This window comes from Chitinophaga costaii (genome assembly GCF_900094705.1).
Lineage (GTDB): Bacteria > Bacteroidota > Bacteroidia > Chitinophagales > Chitinophagaceae > Chitinophaga > Chitinophaga costaii.
Map to the genome: position 1 here is coordinate 101,736 of NZ_FMAR01000006.1, position 17,269 is coordinate 119,004.

General features: G+C 46.2%; 17 protein-coding genes. 12 read left to right on the plus strand and 5 right to left on the minus strand.

Annotated elements, in window-relative coordinates:
- The first annotated feature begins 13 nt into the window (after positions 1-13).
- Positions 14-247, plus strand: coding sequence for a hypothetical protein (locus GA0116948_RS21055; protein ID WP_139111384.1), 234 nt, complete (start codon positions 14-16; stop codon positions 245-247).
- Here GA0116948_RS21055 and ileS read toward each other — a convergent pair.
- On the minus strand, positions 244-3,573 hold the full coding sequence (gene ileS / locus GA0116948_RS10640) for an isoleucine--tRNA ligase (RefSeq protein ID WP_089712143.1): 3,330 nt from the start codon (positions 3,571-3,573) through the stop codon (positions 244-246). The genes GA0116948_RS21055 and ileS overlap by 4 nt on opposite strands.
- Before the next feature lie 267 nt (positions 3,574-3,840).
- On the opposite strand from ileS, the gene GA0116948_RS10645 reads away from it, so the two are divergent.
- The 4 genes from GA0116948_RS10645 to rnc all read left to right on the plus strand — a co-directional run bounded on the left by GA0116948_RS10645 (position 3,841) and on the right by rnc (position 7,653).
- Positions 3,841-4,317 (plus strand): PepSY-like domain-containing protein, encoded by a 477-nt coding sequence (locus GA0116948_RS10645; protein ID WP_089711934.1) that lies wholly within the window; start codon positions 3,841-3,843, stop codon positions 4,315-4,317.
- A gap of 1,089 nt (positions 4,318-5,406) precedes the next feature.
- Positions 5,407-5,643: an acyl carrier protein gene (locus GA0116948_RS10650; RefSeq protein WP_089712145.1), complete on the plus strand. Its 237-nt coding sequence runs from the start codon at positions 5,407-5,409 to the stop codon at positions 5,641-5,643.
- Between the two features lie 23 nt (positions 5,644-5,666).
- Positions 5,667-6,923, plus strand: a complete 1,257-nt coding sequence (gene fabF / locus GA0116948_RS10655) for a beta-ketoacyl-ACP synthase II (protein ID WP_089711936.1) — start codon at positions 5,667-5,669, stop codon at positions 6,921-6,923.
- Between the two features lie 67 nt (positions 6,924-6,990).
- Positions 6,991-7,653, plus strand: a complete 663-nt coding sequence (gene rnc / locus GA0116948_RS10660; protein ID WP_240619145.1) for a ribonuclease III — start codon at positions 6,991-6,993, stop codon at positions 7,651-7,653.
- 531 nt (positions 7,654-8,184) lie between these two features.
- Here the strand turns inward: rnc and GA0116948_RS10670 are convergent.
- The 3 genes from GA0116948_RS10670 to GA0116948_RS21255 all read right to left on the minus strand — a co-directional run bounded on the left by GA0116948_RS10670 (position 8,185) and on the right by GA0116948_RS21255 (position 10,894).
- Positions 8,185-8,808, minus strand: a complete 624-nt coding sequence (locus GA0116948_RS10670; protein ID WP_089711941.1) for a DJ-1/PfpI family protein — start codon at positions 8,806-8,808, stop codon at positions 8,185-8,187.
- A gap of 74 nt (positions 8,809-8,882) precedes the next feature.
- Positions 8,883-9,842 (minus strand): helix-turn-helix transcriptional regulator, encoded by a 960-nt coding sequence (locus GA0116948_RS10675; RefSeq protein WP_089711943.1) that lies wholly within the window; start codon positions 9,840-9,842, stop codon positions 8,883-8,885.
- Positions 9,843-10,732: 890 nt separating this feature from the next.
- Positions 10,733-10,894: a hypothetical protein gene (locus GA0116948_RS21255; RefSeq protein WP_165798345.1), complete on the minus strand. Its 162-nt coding sequence runs from the start codon at positions 10,892-10,894 to the stop codon at positions 10,733-10,735.
- 180 nt (positions 10,895-11,074) lie between these two features.
- On the opposite strand from GA0116948_RS21255, the gene GA0116948_RS10680 reads away from it, so the two are divergent.
- The 6 genes from GA0116948_RS10680 to GA0116948_RS10705 all read left to right on the plus strand — a co-directional run bounded on the left by GA0116948_RS10680 (position 11,075) and on the right by GA0116948_RS10705 (position 14,703).
- Positions 11,075-11,347, plus strand: a complete 273-nt coding sequence (locus GA0116948_RS10680) for a hypothetical protein (protein WP_089711945.1) — start codon at positions 11,075-11,077, stop codon at positions 11,345-11,347.
- Between the two features lie 258 nt (positions 11,348-11,605).
- Positions 11,606-11,866 carry a hypothetical protein gene (locus tag GA0116948_RS10685; protein ID WP_123891706.1) on the plus strand — a complete coding sequence of 87 codons (261 nt, stop codon included), beginning with the start codon at positions 11,606-11,608 and terminating at the stop codon, positions 11,864-11,866.
- A 22-nt stretch (positions 11,867-11,888) separates the two neighbouring features.
- Positions 11,889-12,194 carry a YXWGXW repeat-containing protein gene (locus GA0116948_RS10690; protein WP_089711949.1) on the plus strand — a complete coding sequence of 102 codons (306 nt, stop codon included), beginning with the start codon at positions 11,889-11,891 and terminating at the stop codon, positions 12,192-12,194.
- A 116-nt stretch (positions 12,195-12,310) separates the two neighbouring features.
- A complete protein-coding gene (locus GA0116948_RS10695; RefSeq protein WP_089711951.1) occupies positions 12,311-13,369 on the plus strand; it encodes an acyl-CoA dehydrogenase family protein in 1,059 nt (352 codons plus the stop codon).
- Between the two features lie 60 nt (positions 13,370-13,429).
- A complete protein-coding gene (locus GA0116948_RS10700; RefSeq protein ID WP_089711953.1) occupies positions 13,430-14,302 on the plus strand; it encodes a hypothetical protein in 873 nt (290 codons plus the stop codon).
- Between the two features lie 2 nt (positions 14,303-14,304).
- On the plus strand, positions 14,305-14,703 hold the full coding sequence (locus GA0116948_RS10705) for a hypothetical protein (RefSeq protein ID WP_089711955.1): 399 nt from the start codon (positions 14,305-14,307) through the stop codon (positions 14,701-14,703).
- Here the strand turns inward: GA0116948_RS10705 and GA0116948_RS10710 are convergent.
- Positions 14,678-15,379, minus strand: a complete 702-nt coding sequence (locus GA0116948_RS10710) for a hypothetical protein (RefSeq protein ID WP_089711957.1) — start codon at positions 15,377-15,379, stop codon at positions 14,678-14,680. The genes GA0116948_RS10705 and GA0116948_RS10710 overlap by 26 nt on opposite strands.
- A 447-nt stretch (positions 15,380-15,826) precedes the next feature.
- Here GA0116948_RS10710 and GA0116948_RS10715 point away from each other — a divergent pair, with 447 nt between their 5' ends.
- Positions 15,827-17,194 (plus strand): glycosyl hydrolase family 18 protein, encoded by a 1,368-nt coding sequence (locus GA0116948_RS10715; RefSeq protein ID WP_089711959.1) that lies wholly within the window; start codon positions 15,827-15,829, stop codon positions 17,192-17,194.
- The last annotated feature ends 75 nt before the right edge of the window (positions 17,195-17,269 follow it).

Genomic DNA, 17,269 nt, shown 5'->3' on the forward strand with positions numbered 1-17,269 from the left:
AGCTTTCGATGTTTTGGAGACAGTTTTGGGTGGTGCAGCCTTTTTAGGCGCGGCTTTAGGTGCTACAGGTGCTGATTTCTTAACAACTACCTTTTTAGGAGCAGGTTTAGACGCAGGTGTTGCCTTTTTAGCTACAGCAGGCGCAGCCTTCTTGGCTGCAGCCTTTGGGGCTACAGCTTTCTTAGCCGGCACAACCTTCTTTGTTGTTTTATTAGCAACTTTCTTTTTTGTTGCCATGGGGAATTAGCTTTTTTTGTTAACTAATACATTGAATTTTAAATCATTAACTTCTACTTCTATACCCTGCTGCAAATCCGTCACCAATTCCAGACTATCTGCCAAAATTTCCGTGCAAATATAATCATTAAAATTAATCAACGCTGACCTAAGCCCATCCACAGCGCCAACCTGTACGGTAATGCGATCGGTTAGCTCAAATCCACTGTCCTTCCGGATCTTTTGTATCCGGTTTACCAATTCACGGGCATTGCCCTCGTCCAATAATTCAGGGGTAATCGTGATATCCAGCGCTACGGTTAGGGAACCTTTATTGGCTACTGTCCATCCCGGAATGTCCTCAGAAATAATGTCTACATCGCTCAACGTTAATATAACTGGTTCCTTTTCAACAGTTAAGTGGAATTCTCCTGCTTTTTCCAGCGTGGTGATATCGGTGGCGTTGAATTCACCGATTGCATGGGCAACCGCTTTCATCTTTGCCCCCATTTTGCTACCGAGCGACTTGTAGTTGGGCTTAATCTTCTTCTTAATGAAACCTTCCGTTTCCGTAAGATACTCAATGTCTTTAACATTCACCTCACTTTTTATCAAATGCGCTACATCGCCAAGCTGTGTTTTCAGGTGAGCATCACTCACGGGTATCAATATTTTCTGCAAAGGCTGGCGTACATTGATCTTCACCTTCTTACGCAGGGAAAGCACCAGGGAAGAAACGTCTTGCGCCAATTGCATCCTTTCTTCCAGTTCCGGATCTATCGCGGCGGCATTCACCACCGGGAAGTTAGTCAGGTGTACAGACTTTGCCTGTTTTACCCGGCCAGAGATATTGTTCAAATTACTGAATAGCCAGTCGGAGAAAAAGGGCGATACGGGGGCCATTATCTGCGAAAGTTTTTCCAGGCATTCGTACAAAGTCTGGTAAGCAGAGATTTTATCTTTCTCGTATTCACCTTTCCAGAAGCGACGGCGGCACAAACGTACATACCAGTTACTAAGGTGTTCGTCCACAAACTCTTGGATAGCGCGCCCAGCCTGGGTAGGCTCAAAGTCGTCCATACTCGCGGTTACTTTCTTCACCAGGGTATTGAGCAGGGAAATAATCCAGCGGTCTATTTCCGGGCGTTCTTCCAGTGGGATATAAGCTTCCTGGAAGGTAAATCCGTCCAAGTTAGCATACATCGCAAAGAAGTTATAGGTATTGTAGAGTGTAGCAAATAGTTTGCGCTGTACTTCTTTAATACCATCCAGGTCAAATTTCAGGCTATCCCAGGGCGATGCATTGGTAATCAGGTACCAGCGTGTGGCATCTGCCCCAAATGTTTCTATGGTCTCGAAGGGATTAATAACATTCCCCAGGCGCTTACTCATTTTCACGCCATTCTTATCAAGTACCAAACCATTGGATACCACTGCTTTAAACGCCACACTATCAAAGAGCATTACCCCCAGGGCATGCAAAGTGTAAAACCATCCCCGGGTCTGATCTACGCCCTCTGCAATAAAGTCTGCCGGAAAATTCCTGGCAAATACTTCCTGGTTTTCAAATGGGTAGTGCCATTGTGCATAAGGCATGGCACCACTATCAAACCAAACGTCGATCAGGTCGGGTTCCCGGAACATGGGTTTTCCTTTGGAACTTACCAGGATCACGTTATCAACAAATGGTTTGTGCAGATCCATGTCTAGCCGGTCGCCCTTCCATTTAAGGGCATCGGCCTTCATAACACCTGCAGCAATGGCTTTGTTTACTTCGGTGGTCAGCTCTGCAATGGAGCCAATGCAAATTTCTTCATCACCTTCCTCGGTTCTCCACACGGGCAGCGGCGTACCCCAATAGCGGCTTCGGCTCAGGTTCCAGTCTACCATATTTTCTAACCAGTTACCGAAACGACCGGTTCCGGTAAAGGCCGGTTTCCAGTTAATGGTTTTATTTAATTCCACCATCCTATCTTTCAGGGCAGTGGTTTTGATAAACCATGCATCTAGTGGATAGTACAAAACAGGCTTATCTGTTCGCCAGCAATGGGGGTAGGTATGCTCGTATTTCTCTACACGAAATGCCCGGTCTTCTTTTTTTAGCTTTACGGAGATGTCTACATCCACATCTTTATAATCCGGATCGTCCCGGAAATTTTTCACAAAACGGTGAGAGAATTCGCCCACGTTTTCTGTAAACTTACCCTGACGATCTACCAATGTTAATATGCCGATATTATACTTTTTACCTACACGATTATCATCGGCGCCGAAAGCTGGCGCGGTGTGTACAATCCCCGTGCCATCCTCTGTAGTCACAAAGTCGCCGATGATCACCCGGAAGGGGTCGCCGCTTTCGGGAAGGGCATATGGAAGAAGCTGTTCATAGCGGATCTCCTCCAATTGAGAACCTTTAGCGGAAGTCAGTATTTTCCAGGGAAGTACTTTATCGCCTTCTTGATAAGCGTTGAAATCGGCATTTTCGCCCTCAGGCTTAAAGTATTTACCCAATAAATCCTTTGCCAGTATTACATTTTGCAGCACGTGGGTGTATGGATTTAGGGTTTTAACCAGTACATATTCAATATGGGCACCCACCGTAAGACCCAGGTTAGAGGGTAAAGTCCAGGGGGTGGTAGTCCATGCAAGGAAAAACACTTCGTCAGAACCGGCTGCGTTGAACAGGAACTGCGACTTTTCATTCCGTTTGGCCTTAAACATGGCCACGATGGTGGTATCTTTTACATTTTTATAACAACCGGGTTGGTTCAGTTCATGCGAGCTGAGGCCGGTACCAGCAGCAGGGGAGTAAGGCTGTATGCTCTTGCTTTTATACAGCAATCCCTTTTTATATAAGGTTTGCAGGCACCACCATAGACTTTCTATATATTTATTGTCGAAAGTGATGTAGGGATCTTTCAGGTCTACCCAATATCCCATTTTACGGGTAAGTTCGTCCCATTCGTTCTTAAACTTCAACACTTCCCGGCGGCAAGCCTCATTGTAATCCTCCACAGAAATTTTTTTGCCGATATCGTCTTTAGTGATACCGAGCAATTTTTCCACACCAAGCTCCACAGGTAGCCCATGGGTATCCCATCCACCTTTGCGCTTAACCTGGAATCCCTGCATTGTTTTATAGCGGCATACCAGGTCTTTAAGGGTACGGGAAATAACGTGGTGAATGCCAGGCATACCGTTGGCACTAGGCGGGCCTTCAAAAAACACGAAAGGCGTTGCGCCCTCCCGGTTGCTGACACTTTCCTCGAAAGTTTGCTGAACTTGCCAGCGATCCAGTATGTCTTTTTCCAGTTTCGGCAGGTTCAGTTGATTATATTCCTCGTATTTATTGGCCATAATATTAAATCCGGTGGTACTTATTTTATAATGATGCTTCAAAAAGGGCATAATGCACCCAAAATGCCTGCAAAGTTACGAAATCCGGCGGGGAACCCTTACAATCATTTAGCAAAAAAGTAAGGTGATTTTATAATTTTAGAGAAATTTTCCGTTATTTTACAATAAGATATTATCAACTTGCGTTTTGGCATTGTTTTAGCATTTATGCGGAATTGAAAAACCTTTATCCATACACCCGACTTTAGGTTAAAACCATATCGAACCATGAAAAAAGTTATAGTATTTTTGTGTGCAGTCTTATTCTCTTCCGGCATAGGTTTTGCACAGCGTAGAACAGCTAAAACAGTAAAATCCTCCAAGAAAACATCAGAGGTTGTTAAGGTAGAAGCTCCGGAACCTGTAAAAGAAGCTTTCTCTCAAAGTTTTGCGGACGTTGCAGATGCCAAGTGGACTAAAACCAATGGTGGTAACTGGACTGCTGCTTTTGATAAACAAGATATTAAGACCACTGCGGTATTTAAGCCTGAAGGCACCTGGGTTTCTACACACAGGCAATTTCAGCCAAACAATATTCCAGACTTGGTATTAAATACGGTAAAGGCTAAATATCCGTCTGCCAGTGTGAAGGATGTTGTGAAGATAGAACGTGCAGATGTGGCCTCTTACTACAAAGCAAATATTCAGGATAACGGTACTGACAAAGCAGTACTGATCAGCGAAAGCGGAGTATTATCTGAATAGTTTTTTAATTACGTATTTCATAGGTATAGGGATAAATAGGACAGACCCTGCTCTTTTGGGCGGGGTTTTCTTTTTGTAGTAAGCCAGGCAAAATGCCGGCTTTTTTTATGCCCTTGCTAGTTGCCTAACCATTAGCTTGCCCATTCATAACTTTTGCAGTGCAGCACTTAGCTGGCTGCCTGAATAGCGTACGCCTAAAAAAAGTGCTTTGAGCTAGCAGCCTTCCTTCTATTTTAGTAATGCTCCCTTTAGGCGCAACAGCTCCGTTTCCGCCCCTTTGGCTTTAAACCGGGCCTGGATCAGACAGTCTTGGGTCTGTTTTTTACCGCTATCTTAGTGGATACACCTTATTAAACGCTCCAGCGCCACCATGGCATTTTCTTTGGCAAGTGTTAAATTTTCTTCCTCCAGGGAAAGGGCCAGCTTAATATTCGTAATTTTTAAAAGGATTGTTGAGATCAAGCGCCAACTTGGTGCAGAAGTTTTCCAGACTAGTTGATAATATTCTACATTGAGCTTTGCATCTTTATATTGTTTTTCACCACATAAGCATTGGCAAGCAGTGTTTTATTATTCCATTTGCCTTTAGCAATACCAGCTGTTGTTGCTTTATCGGCTATTATATGAACAATGAAATAGGTGATACCCACTGCTACAGTGCGCCATTATAGTAATTTATAAATACCTTCTAGCTATTTGCTATTTTAATTTATATGTATAATATTATGAGGGTCGATCTGTTGTTCTGTTATAGGGCCTTTGGGAAAAGGAACCGGGCGCATGTTCCTTTTTAACAAGCGAACAAAAGTAATAAAAGGACGGGCGATGTGCCGCCATGCCACTATTAAGGAAGGTTAACCGATCGATAAAAGGTTGCCGGGGCTGTTAAATGGTGAATAAGTTGGTATGATATTTAAGGCATCATGGCACAGCGGAAAATCAATGGGAGCCTAGGTTTAGGGGTATTTGCGGATGTGCTAGGGGCCGGAAACGGGCTATGTGTGGGAGGTTAAAATTTACCCTTATCATTGGCAATTCAATAAAAATTATATTTTTGCACTCAAGTTTAAACCAAAAACACTTAAAATTATGTCAGACATTGCATCAAGAGTTAAAAAGATCATTATTGACAAATTAGGCGTTGAAGAAGCAGAGGTAACTCCTGAAGCCAGCTTTACCAACGACTTAGGCGCTGACTCTTTGGATACGGTAGAACTGATTATGGAATTCGAAAAAGAATTCAACATCTCCATTCCTGACGAACAAGCTGAAACTATTACCACTGTTGGCCAGGCAGTTGCTTACCTGGAAGAACACGTAAAATAATCCTACTAATCAGATTTGTTTTAATGCAACCAAGACGAGTAGTCGTTACCGGTTTAGGCGCACTTACACCGCTCGGCAATTCTACCGCTGATTATTGGCAGGGATTGGCGAACGGTGTGTCTGGCGCCGGGTTTATCAAGCAGTTTGACACTGCGAAGTTCAAGACCCGCTTTGCCTGCGAGCTCAAAGATTTCGACCCTACCCGTTATTTAGACAAGAAGGAGGCCCGTAAAATGGACCCCTTCACACAAACAGCCGTTATTGCCGCCGATGAGGCCGTGCTTGATGCTAAAATTGATCGTAACAGTGTAAATCTGGACCGCATTGGAGTAATCTGGGCATCCGGAATCGGTGGGATGATTGGTTTTTGCAACGAGTTAAAAGAGTTTTATACTGGTGATGGTACCCCCCGTTTCAGCCCTTTCCTGATCCCACGCCTTATTTTGGACATTGCCGCCGGCCAGATTTCTATGCGCCACGGCTTCCGGGGGCCTAATTTTGCAGTAGCCTCGGCCTGCGCCTCCGCCACCAATGCCATCATCGAAGCTTTGCACCATATCCGTTATGGCCTGGCCGATATGATCATTACCGGTGGTTCTGAAAATGTGATCAATGAAGCTTGTGTGGGTGGGTTTAATGCCATGAAAGCCTTATCTGAACGCAATGAAGACCCTCTCACTGCTTCCCGCCCATTCGATCTGGACCGGGATGGTTTTGTGATGGGAGAAGGGGCTGGTGCCCTGGTGCTAGAATCGTATGAGCATGCCCTGGAGCGCGGCGCCCATATTTATGCCGAGCTGGGTGGAGGGGGCGCCTCCGCAGACGCCTACCATCTTACCGCCCCCCATCCGGAAGGATTGGGCGCCCGCCTGGTGATGAACCGGGCCTTGGAAGATGCAGGCTTGTTACCAAGTGATATCGACTACATAAACGTACACGGTACCTCTACTCCCCTGGGCGACATTGCCGAAATTAAGGCCATACAGCACGTATTTGGCGACGCTGCATACCAGCTCAATATCAGTTCTACCAAATCTATGACCGGCCATCTCCTCGGGGCTGCCGGTGCTATTGAATCTATTGCCTGCATCAAAGCGATTGAACACGGCCTTGTACCTCCCACCATCAATCACTTCACAGATGACCCGCAACTGGACCCAAAATTAAATTTTACCTTTAACGTCGCACAGCAGCGGGAGGTAAGAGCAGCAGTTTGCAATACCTTCGGCTTTGGTGGACATAATGCCTCCGTTATTTTCAAAAAATTCGTTGCCGAATAGCGTGAATATTATACCAGGGTTTTTATATCGTTTCAATCCAAAAAAAAGGCAGTTATACAAAGACCTTTTGAATTTACTCGGATTTGTGCCGGGTAATTTTGCATTGTATGAAGTAGCCCTTAGTCACCGTTCCAGCAAGGAAAAATTTCTGGAAAGCAATGAACGGCTGGAATACCTGGGCGATGCGATCCTTGGTGCTATCATTGGCGACTACCTTTTTAAAAAATATCCCTACAAAACAGAAGGTTATCTCACGGAGATGCGCTCCAAAATTGTGAATCGCCAGCAATTAAATGACATCGCGATTAAAATGGGCCTGCGCAAACTCACCATCTACGATAAGTATAACAGCTTCTTGAAGATCAGCCAAATCTTTGGCAATACACTGGAAGCACTTGTAGGCGCAGTATACCTCGATAAAGGCTACAACCGCACCAAACAATTTGTACACAAGCGTTTACTGGTACCCTACATAGACCTGGAAGCGCTGGAGATCGTGGAAATGAACCATAAGAACAAATTGTATGGTTGGGCCAACAAGAATGGTAAGAACCTGGAGTTTGAACTGCTGGAGGAACAAATGGACAGTGGCCGCCGCATCTTCACCGTAGGGGCTATGGTAGATGGAGAACTAATTTGTAGCGGAAAAGCCTTTAATAAAAAAGACGCCAGCCAGATTGCGGCACAACAAGCCATAGAGCTGCTAGGCCTGGGCGACAATGAACGATAATCGTTCTTCCTTATTGACAACCATTCCCTGAAACCTATTCCCCGACTTATCTTCCTACATTTTTCTATTGTCCTTGCTAATATTTTTTATGACTTCCTACAGCATGTCATAGTTATGCTTCCATATTATTTAGGCAACGCCTACCTGCACCTGGCTAAGATTATTTTCCGGGTGTTCAAATTCGAAGTGAATATAATGCTCCTTGTATTCCCCGTTTACCTGCATACCACTATTAATTACGGACCCCGGTATGCCACTTTTTACACGTACTGCCCAGCGCATTTCATGCACCCTTGTGCAATACCCTTACGCAGGCAAATGCGGGCACTCTGACCAAACCATGGGGTGCGTATACATTTTTGAGCATAACGACCAGAAAACCTGACCATAATTCCAATTCCGAATCGGGGTTGCCATAGCAGCCGAGGTAATGCCATTGCTGGTAGCCATCAATCCCTAGACCGGCAGCCAGGGCACCGTGGCACAGGGCTTTAGGGGTTTTATAGCGCATTTCCACCATGCCGGCCATGGTTACCGTAAAGCGGTGGGGTAAAATGGCGCGGCCTTCTCCAAAAGGGGTGTGCCTGCCGCATGAAAGCAACCGAACCAGCACCGGAAATCTTTATTTTCCATCAGGCTAAAATGATGGCTGCTGTTTTCCTCGACGGCAACGGGCTGCGTATTGCTGACGGTGATTACATTCCCATCGTCTACAGCGTAGGCGGCTAAAAACCGGCAGGCTGTCCCGTGTTCCGGAGCGGCGATTGGCAGGGAAGGCAGTGCATGACTGGTATGTGTTCCCTGCTCCAGCCTACCACTGCGGACCAGCAGCGTGGAGGGTTCACTACAAGCCGGCTGCGGCTGCTGTATCATATATTGGAGCAGCTGGAGTATTCCATGCAGGGCCGGATCATGTTGTTGCAAGGCTATACCGCCGGGCAGGATAAGCAGGTCAATAGATTCAGGGTGTAGTGCATCCAGGAAGGTGTATGGTGTTATGGAAAGGTTAGCCGCGGAGCTTACCGGCCCACTATCGATCGAAAAGATGGTAACGGCCAAGTCGGTGCATTGATGCAACCCGTACATGGAAAGGGCTGGCTGCCAGTCTGCATAACCTTTGTATACTAATACGTAACAATTCCTTCGTTTTTCCATGGCATTTGTATTTGATAACAAAACAAATGCATGGGTATGACAACAGTATGTCAGGAGGAGTTAAAATTAGGTTACTAGATTCCATGGTGGTCCTGCAATGCCTGCACCTGGTTTCGGACGGTAGTGATCAGCTCTACCGGGCTAATGACCTTTACCCCATCACCACACGTGAGAATCCAGCGGGCAAAGTAGTCCAGGCAGCTTACAAGGAAAGTCATTTCAAAACCATTTTCCAAGGGTGCTTCGGTGAGTAGGCCGTACTCCCTTTTAAACGTTTGCATTTGGTTGGCCACGTCTTTGCGCACATGCATGATCACGAGGTGCTGCATATCATCGGGGCGGTTTTTCTGTAGATCCAGGTAATCCTGCAGGGAGATGCGTTTTTCCCTTTTAAATATTTCATTAGTTATGGTCAGCGCTTTAATGCGGTCTGCCCGAAAGTCGCGGTAGTCCTGCCGCAAGCGACACCATGCTATGAGGTGCCAGCGGCTATGGCTATAAAAAAGACCAATGGGTTCTACCACGCGTTTAGATTGATGGCCATCCATCACCGTGCTGTACTCTAAGCTTATCACTTGTTGCCGGGCAAGGGCTTGCTGGAGGGGCGTTACAAAACGATTGGGAAAATCGTCCTGTACAGGATCAGATGATCTCAGGATGGCAATTTGTGCTTCCAGGTTTTCAAGAAAGTCTTTATCAGTACTCCGCAGCACGGCCCGTATTTTTTTCATGGCGGATGCAAATTGCTGGCGGATGCTCTGATCCCCAAATTGTTCCATCATCTTCTCGCCAGTGAGCAGGGCGGCTGCCTCCTGCTCATTAAACATGACTGGTGGCAGGTGGTAACCTTCCACAATATAATAACCAGTGCCTGCTTCTGCACCAATGGGCACGCCCGCCTCCTGCAATGCCTTTATATCACGGTACACGGTGCGTAAGCTCATACTGAAACGATCGGCTATTTCTGCAGCCTTCACGATCTTCTTACTTTGCAGATGTATTAAAATAGCGGTAAGCCGGTCTATGCGATTCATGGTAAAATTTAAAAAACGTATTTAGTGAAGTCTTCCTTCTAATGCGGTTCTAATCCGCCATGGTAGCGGAAAAAATATTTTACAAATTTCTCCCCTCCTTTTAAACTTCGCGTATCAATGGCCGTCTTTATACCGTACAACATTTGAAAGGAACGCGAAAGCGGGGATGAAATTAAAAATTGATTAAAATGTTGTCAGATAGCGCCTAAAGTACCTTCAAAACGGCGAAAGCGCTATACCTTCACTAGATGCTACAGTACAGAATATAGGTTAAATGGTATGCCCCTGCAATTTCTTGCGGGGGCCTTTTTTTGTACCTGCCCAATCCATTGATTGTAAGCCATAAATGGCTTTTTTTCTGGCATCCACCGGTTTCTACTGCATTACAATTTACTACAGATTAACAGTAATTAACACTATCCGATTGGATAGTAAAATTTAGTTCGTGCACCTGATCTTTTATAATATCACATCCTGAATTTCTTATCGTCCTTAATTTAAGGCTTGTTGTTCTCATCACTACTACCTCAAATATAAATGCCTGCGATCATTAAGCCGCTAGCACTGCTGCTAAATTTTCCAGTGATTATTTTCGTATATCCATCCCCGTATGCAAAAATTCTTTCCGTTTGGAAGTGAGCCTCAATTGCCAACGGCAGCCATGTTCACTATTGATGGGAACCAACTAAGGGAGGCTATCCCGCTGTCCGGGAAATGATTAAAGGTGGCCATATTGTTTTTCGGATGCCCCCCTCTAAACAGGTAGCCACTGCTAACCAGGTAATGCAGAAATCCTGCTTTTATGGCAGCTGGGTATGCACTCATCCCGGCCAATGCATTTTCTGTTTAAATCAGCGTATCCAAGGTTAAGGCGCTCTTTTGTGTGTGAGTTACCGCACTAATCCATATCCAAAAATAATAAACAAAATAATTTTATCATCCACCTGGGGTTTAAGCATGATCGTGTGAAAATACCCTGAAAATATACACCTTTTTGCCTCTCCCCCCACTTTTTTCATACCCAAAATCATTACTATTTGGTTATCCTTCATAGTAAATTCTTTTGTCCTTTAAATAGAATAAATTTTATATTTTTGTTTCAACGTAGTAAGGATACTTTTTCAATAACACGGCTTTTTTTACCCCATCTTCAGCCTGTTTTACAAGAAAAGAAATCCTCATAAAATTATCAAAAGGAAAATATGTTATCACCCTGTCAACATTACATCCATATGAACACCCAGCCAACGTTTACAGCAAAGAAAGCATTCAACGAAAAAAAATTAGAAAACTTGATTGCTGCGTTCGTACAGCAGGTGAATGAGTTGAACAACATGTCGCTGAAACATATCAGCATCTACCTGCACGGAGAAGAAGGATGTTTTTACGAGGCTACCCCTCTTCAAGATCAAGGCGTTATTCCACTTGAAAACAATGTTACTTACCGCGAGCTGGAAGTGGCTGCCCCCGTGCAGAACCGCATATATTTGATTTCCAGGGGTTAGATTTTTGGAACTTCTTATCCGTTTTCTGCAAACCCGCTGCCATTTAATATCTACGCGAGTCTAGGCCTGACAGCACACGGATCATTTTAAGACAATCTTTACTCCTAAATGCAGGAAATTACTTTACTTGTCTTTGTTGCTCATACCTGGCAACAAACATAATCCTGTGCCTTTTGCGGTTTTAAGTTTTTATTAAGGTTTGCGGGTTAAACCAATTACATCCATGCGCATCTAATTTATCAATTAAAACGCATGAACATGAAAGCAATCCTACTAATTGGCACCTTGTTGATGTCCATACTGACTATTCACGTTGCCAGCGCGCAAACTTATTATACATTCCCCGTAAATAATATTCCCCACGAGCATCCCACCCGGATCACGCACCACAAAATAACACACCGGCAAGCCGAAAAAAAACAGGCACTTACCTTGCGCAAAGAGCAACACCCTGTAAGGCAGGAAGCACATGTTGCTTATGTAAAAAGAGGTGATGGTTTTGCCCGTGACATTTATTGATTGTCTTTCAAAAAACGATATCATGAAAAAGATGTTGCAATACCTGCAGGTGGTCATAACCACTGCATTTGTGCTGACCGCTTGCGTACCCTCCGCAGTAGTGGTGCGGGAAAGGCCGATAGCTCCTGGCTATGTAGTAACACGCCCTGCCCCGCCTTACCCTGATGCAGTGTGGATTAATGAAGACTGGATTTACCGGGGCGGTCGTTATGAATATGTGCGCCCTCACTGGGAAAGGCCACCTCATCCCGGACATGTATGGCACGGTGGATACTGGGAAAACCATCCTCACGGCTATGCCTGGCATCGTGGACACTGGGGCCGGTAAGTCAAATATCTTCCTAAAAAAACCGGCGAAAGGGTCTAATAGCCATAAATTGCCAATTTTAATTAAATCGGGGGCATAACGCACAGCGCGTTACGCCCTTTTTCTATTTTTGCAACATGACACACCCTTCGGCGTTACTGCCCATCGCTTTTACCCACCTTATCCGGACCCACGCCTCGCAGGCGGAAGCCTTGCAGCAACTGCATCCTGCACAACTGGAACTGCTGTATGCGCAGCACTGGTTGAAAGCAGCGGTGCCGGCCGTTTACGGAGGACTGGAATATTCCCTGCCCCAACTGGTAGCGCTAGAAGAGGCTATGGGATGGGCAGATGGCAGTATGGGCTGGGTATTTACCCTGTGCGCGGGTGCCGGATGGTTTGGCGGCTTTATGAAACCGGCTTTTGCCACGCGCATATTCAGTGACCCCGCAGTATGCCTGGCCGGAAGCGGCGCTATAACGGGAATGGCTACACGTGAAAATAATGGTTACCGGGTGCGCGGTAGCTGGCAGTATGCCAGCGGGGTAAAACATGCCACGGTTTTTACAGCCAACTGTTCACTGGCCGGCACGGAAGAAGTACTCACCCTCGCCTTTTTACGCAGCGAGGTAACATTGCAACCTACCTGGCATACATTAGGCATGGTGGCCACCGGTAGTGACTCTTTTTCGGTAAATGATGTATGGATACCGGAAGAGCGATTGTTTAAGATAGATCCAGCATCGGTGCAGGTGAAAGCTCCCCTGTATTATTTTCCCTTCCTGCAGCTGGCGGAAGCCACCTTGGGGGCAAACATAGGCGGTATGGCCCTCCATTTTCTCGATGCCGCAGCCGTGCAATTGGCCGCTAAAACCCACATTACTTCCGTACAGCAACAGACGATGCAAGCAGTATTTACCCAGGCCTCTCAGGCACTCACTACCCACCGCAGCGCACTTCATTCGGCAGTGGAAGCGGCCTGGCAATATTGTGTAGCGCAACATACCATATCCGATCATTTACTGCATGATGTAAGCCACAGCAGCCGTGCACTGGCGAGAGCCGCTCTTCAGGCGGTAGATACCCTTTATCCTTACTGCGGTATGGCTGCAGCCAACCCCCAAACAGAGATCAACCGTGTATGGCGCGACCTGCACACCGCCAGCCAGCACGCTCTCCTGACCTTTGAAGTATAAGAAAAATACTGTATATTTATTTTACAAACCCCTACGTTTTACAAAACAATTTTGCACTGAATGAAAACCTATATTTATCTTAACCCCAAAGGGAGCTGGCATTTGTTGCTGCTCCTGGTCCTGCTGTTATGCAGTTGTGTAAACCTCCAACATGTGAGCGATTATGCTACCACTTCCACCACCCAATTGAAAACTTACGATGCGCTGGGTTACAGTTTTTCCCAGGCCTGCGACGACGCTTGCGGCATTATGGCCCTGCGTGATTTACAGCTCATGACCACAGACTGCCACTGCGCCGCAGATAGCACTGCCGATAGCGTAACCACTGTTATCTGTAAAGGGCTTAAAACCTATTTCGATGCATTGTCCAAATTATCCGGCAAAGAAACTGGCAAATACAAAACTTCCGGCTTCTCCAAAAGCTTACAGGCAGGTAGTTTTGGTAGTGTTACCATCACTAAACCACAGGCAACAGCTTATACTCAGCTGGCAGGCTTGATAACGGATGTTATAGCGGGCTTCTACAAACACCAGAAAGTAAGAGAATACATCAACACCGCCAATGCGCCTGTGCAGGAATTATTGCAGGCATTGGCTTTTAATATCAGGGATAACCTGGGTGGTAAGCTGAAGGCACAGCAAGCCCGCTTGCAAAGCCTGTATTTCGACCTGGCGAACGACAGCGTGGCTACGCAATATGAACGTACCAAAGCTATACAAGACTACCATGCCACGGCACAGACTTTAAAAACAAAGGCTGCCGAACTGGAAGTTTTTGCTAAAGGGCTGGACAAGCTGGCCAAGGGCCATCAAAAGCTGTATGAAGAAAGAGAAAGGCTTACCCTTGCGGCATGTAAAGCAGTCCTCACCGAATATTCCGACCAGGTAAACGATCTGGTGGATGCGTTCAATAAACTTAAAAACAACCACTGATCATGGCATCGCTGACGGCAAAACAACTGACGGAACTCGCCAATGATTTTTTAGGCATGGCGCAATCGGTGGGCGACTACCGCTATCTTCATTTTGGCAAACTTACCAAAGCCCAAAACAAACAATTCAGTGACCTTCATTGGAGCCTGCTGAATTATGCAGACGACCTGTTCACACAATCCGCCACATTGGTCATGGATGACGTGGAAAATGCACTAGCGCAGATCAAAACGATTTCGCAGGAAATGACGGTTTCTTATAAGCAACTCACCAAGGTGCAAAAAGCTATTGACATAGCTACCGCTGCCGTTACCCTGGGAGCGGCCATATTTAGCAAAAACCCCCTAGCTATAATTGATGCAGCAGATGCGCTGATCAACGTTTGGAAAGAAAGTAGTTAAGCAATATAAACCATACCGGCACCATTACCAATGCAACCAGCAATATACGTTTGCCGTGGCGGCGCGTCTGTTCATCGAACACTGGTACGCTATTGCCATCTGGCAATGTTTTGCGCGCCCATAAAAACGCAGCGCCCGTACCGATAGCGAAAGCCATTACTACCATACCAAACACATAGTGCAGTACCCAGCCTATCCCACATAAAAAGGCCAGGAGGTAAGCGCCGATAAGGGCATCTATTTTCACAGACACCGGCGCGCCCAGTTGCGCTATCCGTTTCTCCTGTGCACTTTCTATAAAAGTACCGGTAATGGGAATGCCACGCTTACGCAGTAAAGCTATGGCCAGGGCATTGTCATAATCGCCCCATTCATCGGGATGGCGTATAATGTCTAGCAGTTCTGAATCTGTGAAAGAGAGCAGGTAATATTCCGGCTCTACGGCATCTATATCGATGGCTATATTTTCCTTGAGTAAGGTGCCAACCTGCAGGAAATAATTATCTGGCACTTTTACACTGATACTGGCTGTCAATTGCTGTCCAATGATAACGGCATCCAGCAGTGGAGGTATGTTTTCCACTTCTGCCGGAATGCCATTTTCCCGCAAAAAGCTGGCAAACTGCTGGGCGGAGGCCAGCTCATTAAAACGGCGGAAAGTCCGGAATGGGCGCATGAAAAGGTTTGATGGTATAGCGCCGAAATTAACGGAAAAATTATTCTGCTATAATTAAAAAAAACTAGTAAATTGTTATTGCACAACCCACAAACCATATCGCCGTTGTTGCCAGCCCGGTTCTTTCTTCACAGCAGCTACCACCTGTAATAAAGAAGGTGAAGTCGATCACACTTTTATCACTGAATTTTTAACAAACACATTGTTCAACCAGGTACATAATTCGTTCCGGTAACCACGATGCCGGCACCCCTGTGACTGTAACACACAGGTCCTGCCCTTTTAACGCGTTTACTCCGTCCAATGGTCACTGACCGTTGCGGTAGTGTGTTGTATTTACTTTTAGCTGACCGCCACCGGTGGTCAGGATGGAAAAGTGCGCGCAGGATTTTCCTTATTTCATTACGATCGATCCATTTATATTTTTAAACCATTCAATTCACCAGCATGAAAAAAATCACGCCTGTATTTTTGTTCATTTACCTGTGTTTTACCTGTACGTTCTCTTCCTGCAAGAAGAACCTTCAATCCCCTCAAAGCAGCATCCGCACAACCCCAAGAGCTGTATCTGCGGCAAATTTCAAGGTAATTGGTTATTTGCCTACCTGGGCTGGGTCTGTAAGTGCCATTCAGTTTTCCAAGCTCACACACATTAACTATGCCTTCCTCATTCCCACTACCAGCGGTGGTTACGAGGCGGTGGAAGATGCGGCCAAACTCAGTAGCCTGGTAACTTCAGCACATGCCAATGGAGTAAAAGTACTGATCTCCGTAGGCGGTGGTGGTGGTGGTGATGCGTTTCACAACATCGTGGCCAGCTCCTCCCTGCGCACCACCTTTGTAAACAATATGGTGTCTTTTGCCAGCCAGTACAACCTGGATGGGGTAGACATTGATTGGGAATATCCCAGTACCGGCACAGAGGCCATTAATTTCCTGACCTTGATGACTTCCCTTTCCACTGCCATGCATAACGAGGGTAAACTATGTACCATTGCGGTAATTGGCGATGGCGGCACGTCTATCCTGGATGGTATTTTCAGCGTGGTAGACTATCTACAAATCATGGCGTATGACGACAATAATTTCCAGCACTCCACCTATGCCATTGCAACCCGCTGCATGGACTACTGGCTAGACCGCGGTGTTCCTGCTGCCAAAGCCATCCTGGGAGTGCCTTTCTACGCACGGGATAACCGATATGACTATGCCACCAAAAATTACAATGAACTGCTGGCCCTGGGTGCCAGCCCGGATTCAGACGTGTTTCAGACCTACGGTTATAATGGCATTCCTACCATCAAATCCAAGACCGCGTTGGCTATGCAGGAAGGTGGCGGTATCATGGCCTGGGAACTGAGTGGCGACGAAGGCACCGGCACCCACTCCCTGGTTTCGGCCATCCACGATGTGGTGATCTCCGGCAACGCTGCACCCATTGGCCAGACTATCACCCTCAAAGGTTTTAACGGCAAATATGTGAGCAGCAAAAACGGCACAGCCCCCATGATCTGTAACGCAAACCTGGCGCAAGGTTGGGAGCAATTTACCATTGTAGATGCCGGTGGTGGCAAAATTGCGCTGCGCGGCAGCAATGGCTTGTATGTATCCAGCGAAAACGGAACGGAGGCAATTAATTGCAACCGGACTACTATCCAGGGTTGGGAAAAATTTGATTGGGTTGGTAATTCCCTTGGCCAGGTAGCTTTCCGGGGCAACAATGGGAAATTTATCTCCTCAGAAAACGGTACGCAGGACATGACCTGCAATCGTGATTCAGCATCTGGTTGGGAATATTTCGGCATTAATCAATAGATACTTCCTCATAGGCAGCAGGGTTTATAAACAGACAGCGCTTTCCCATGGCGCTGTTTGTTTTTTTTGCCAAGA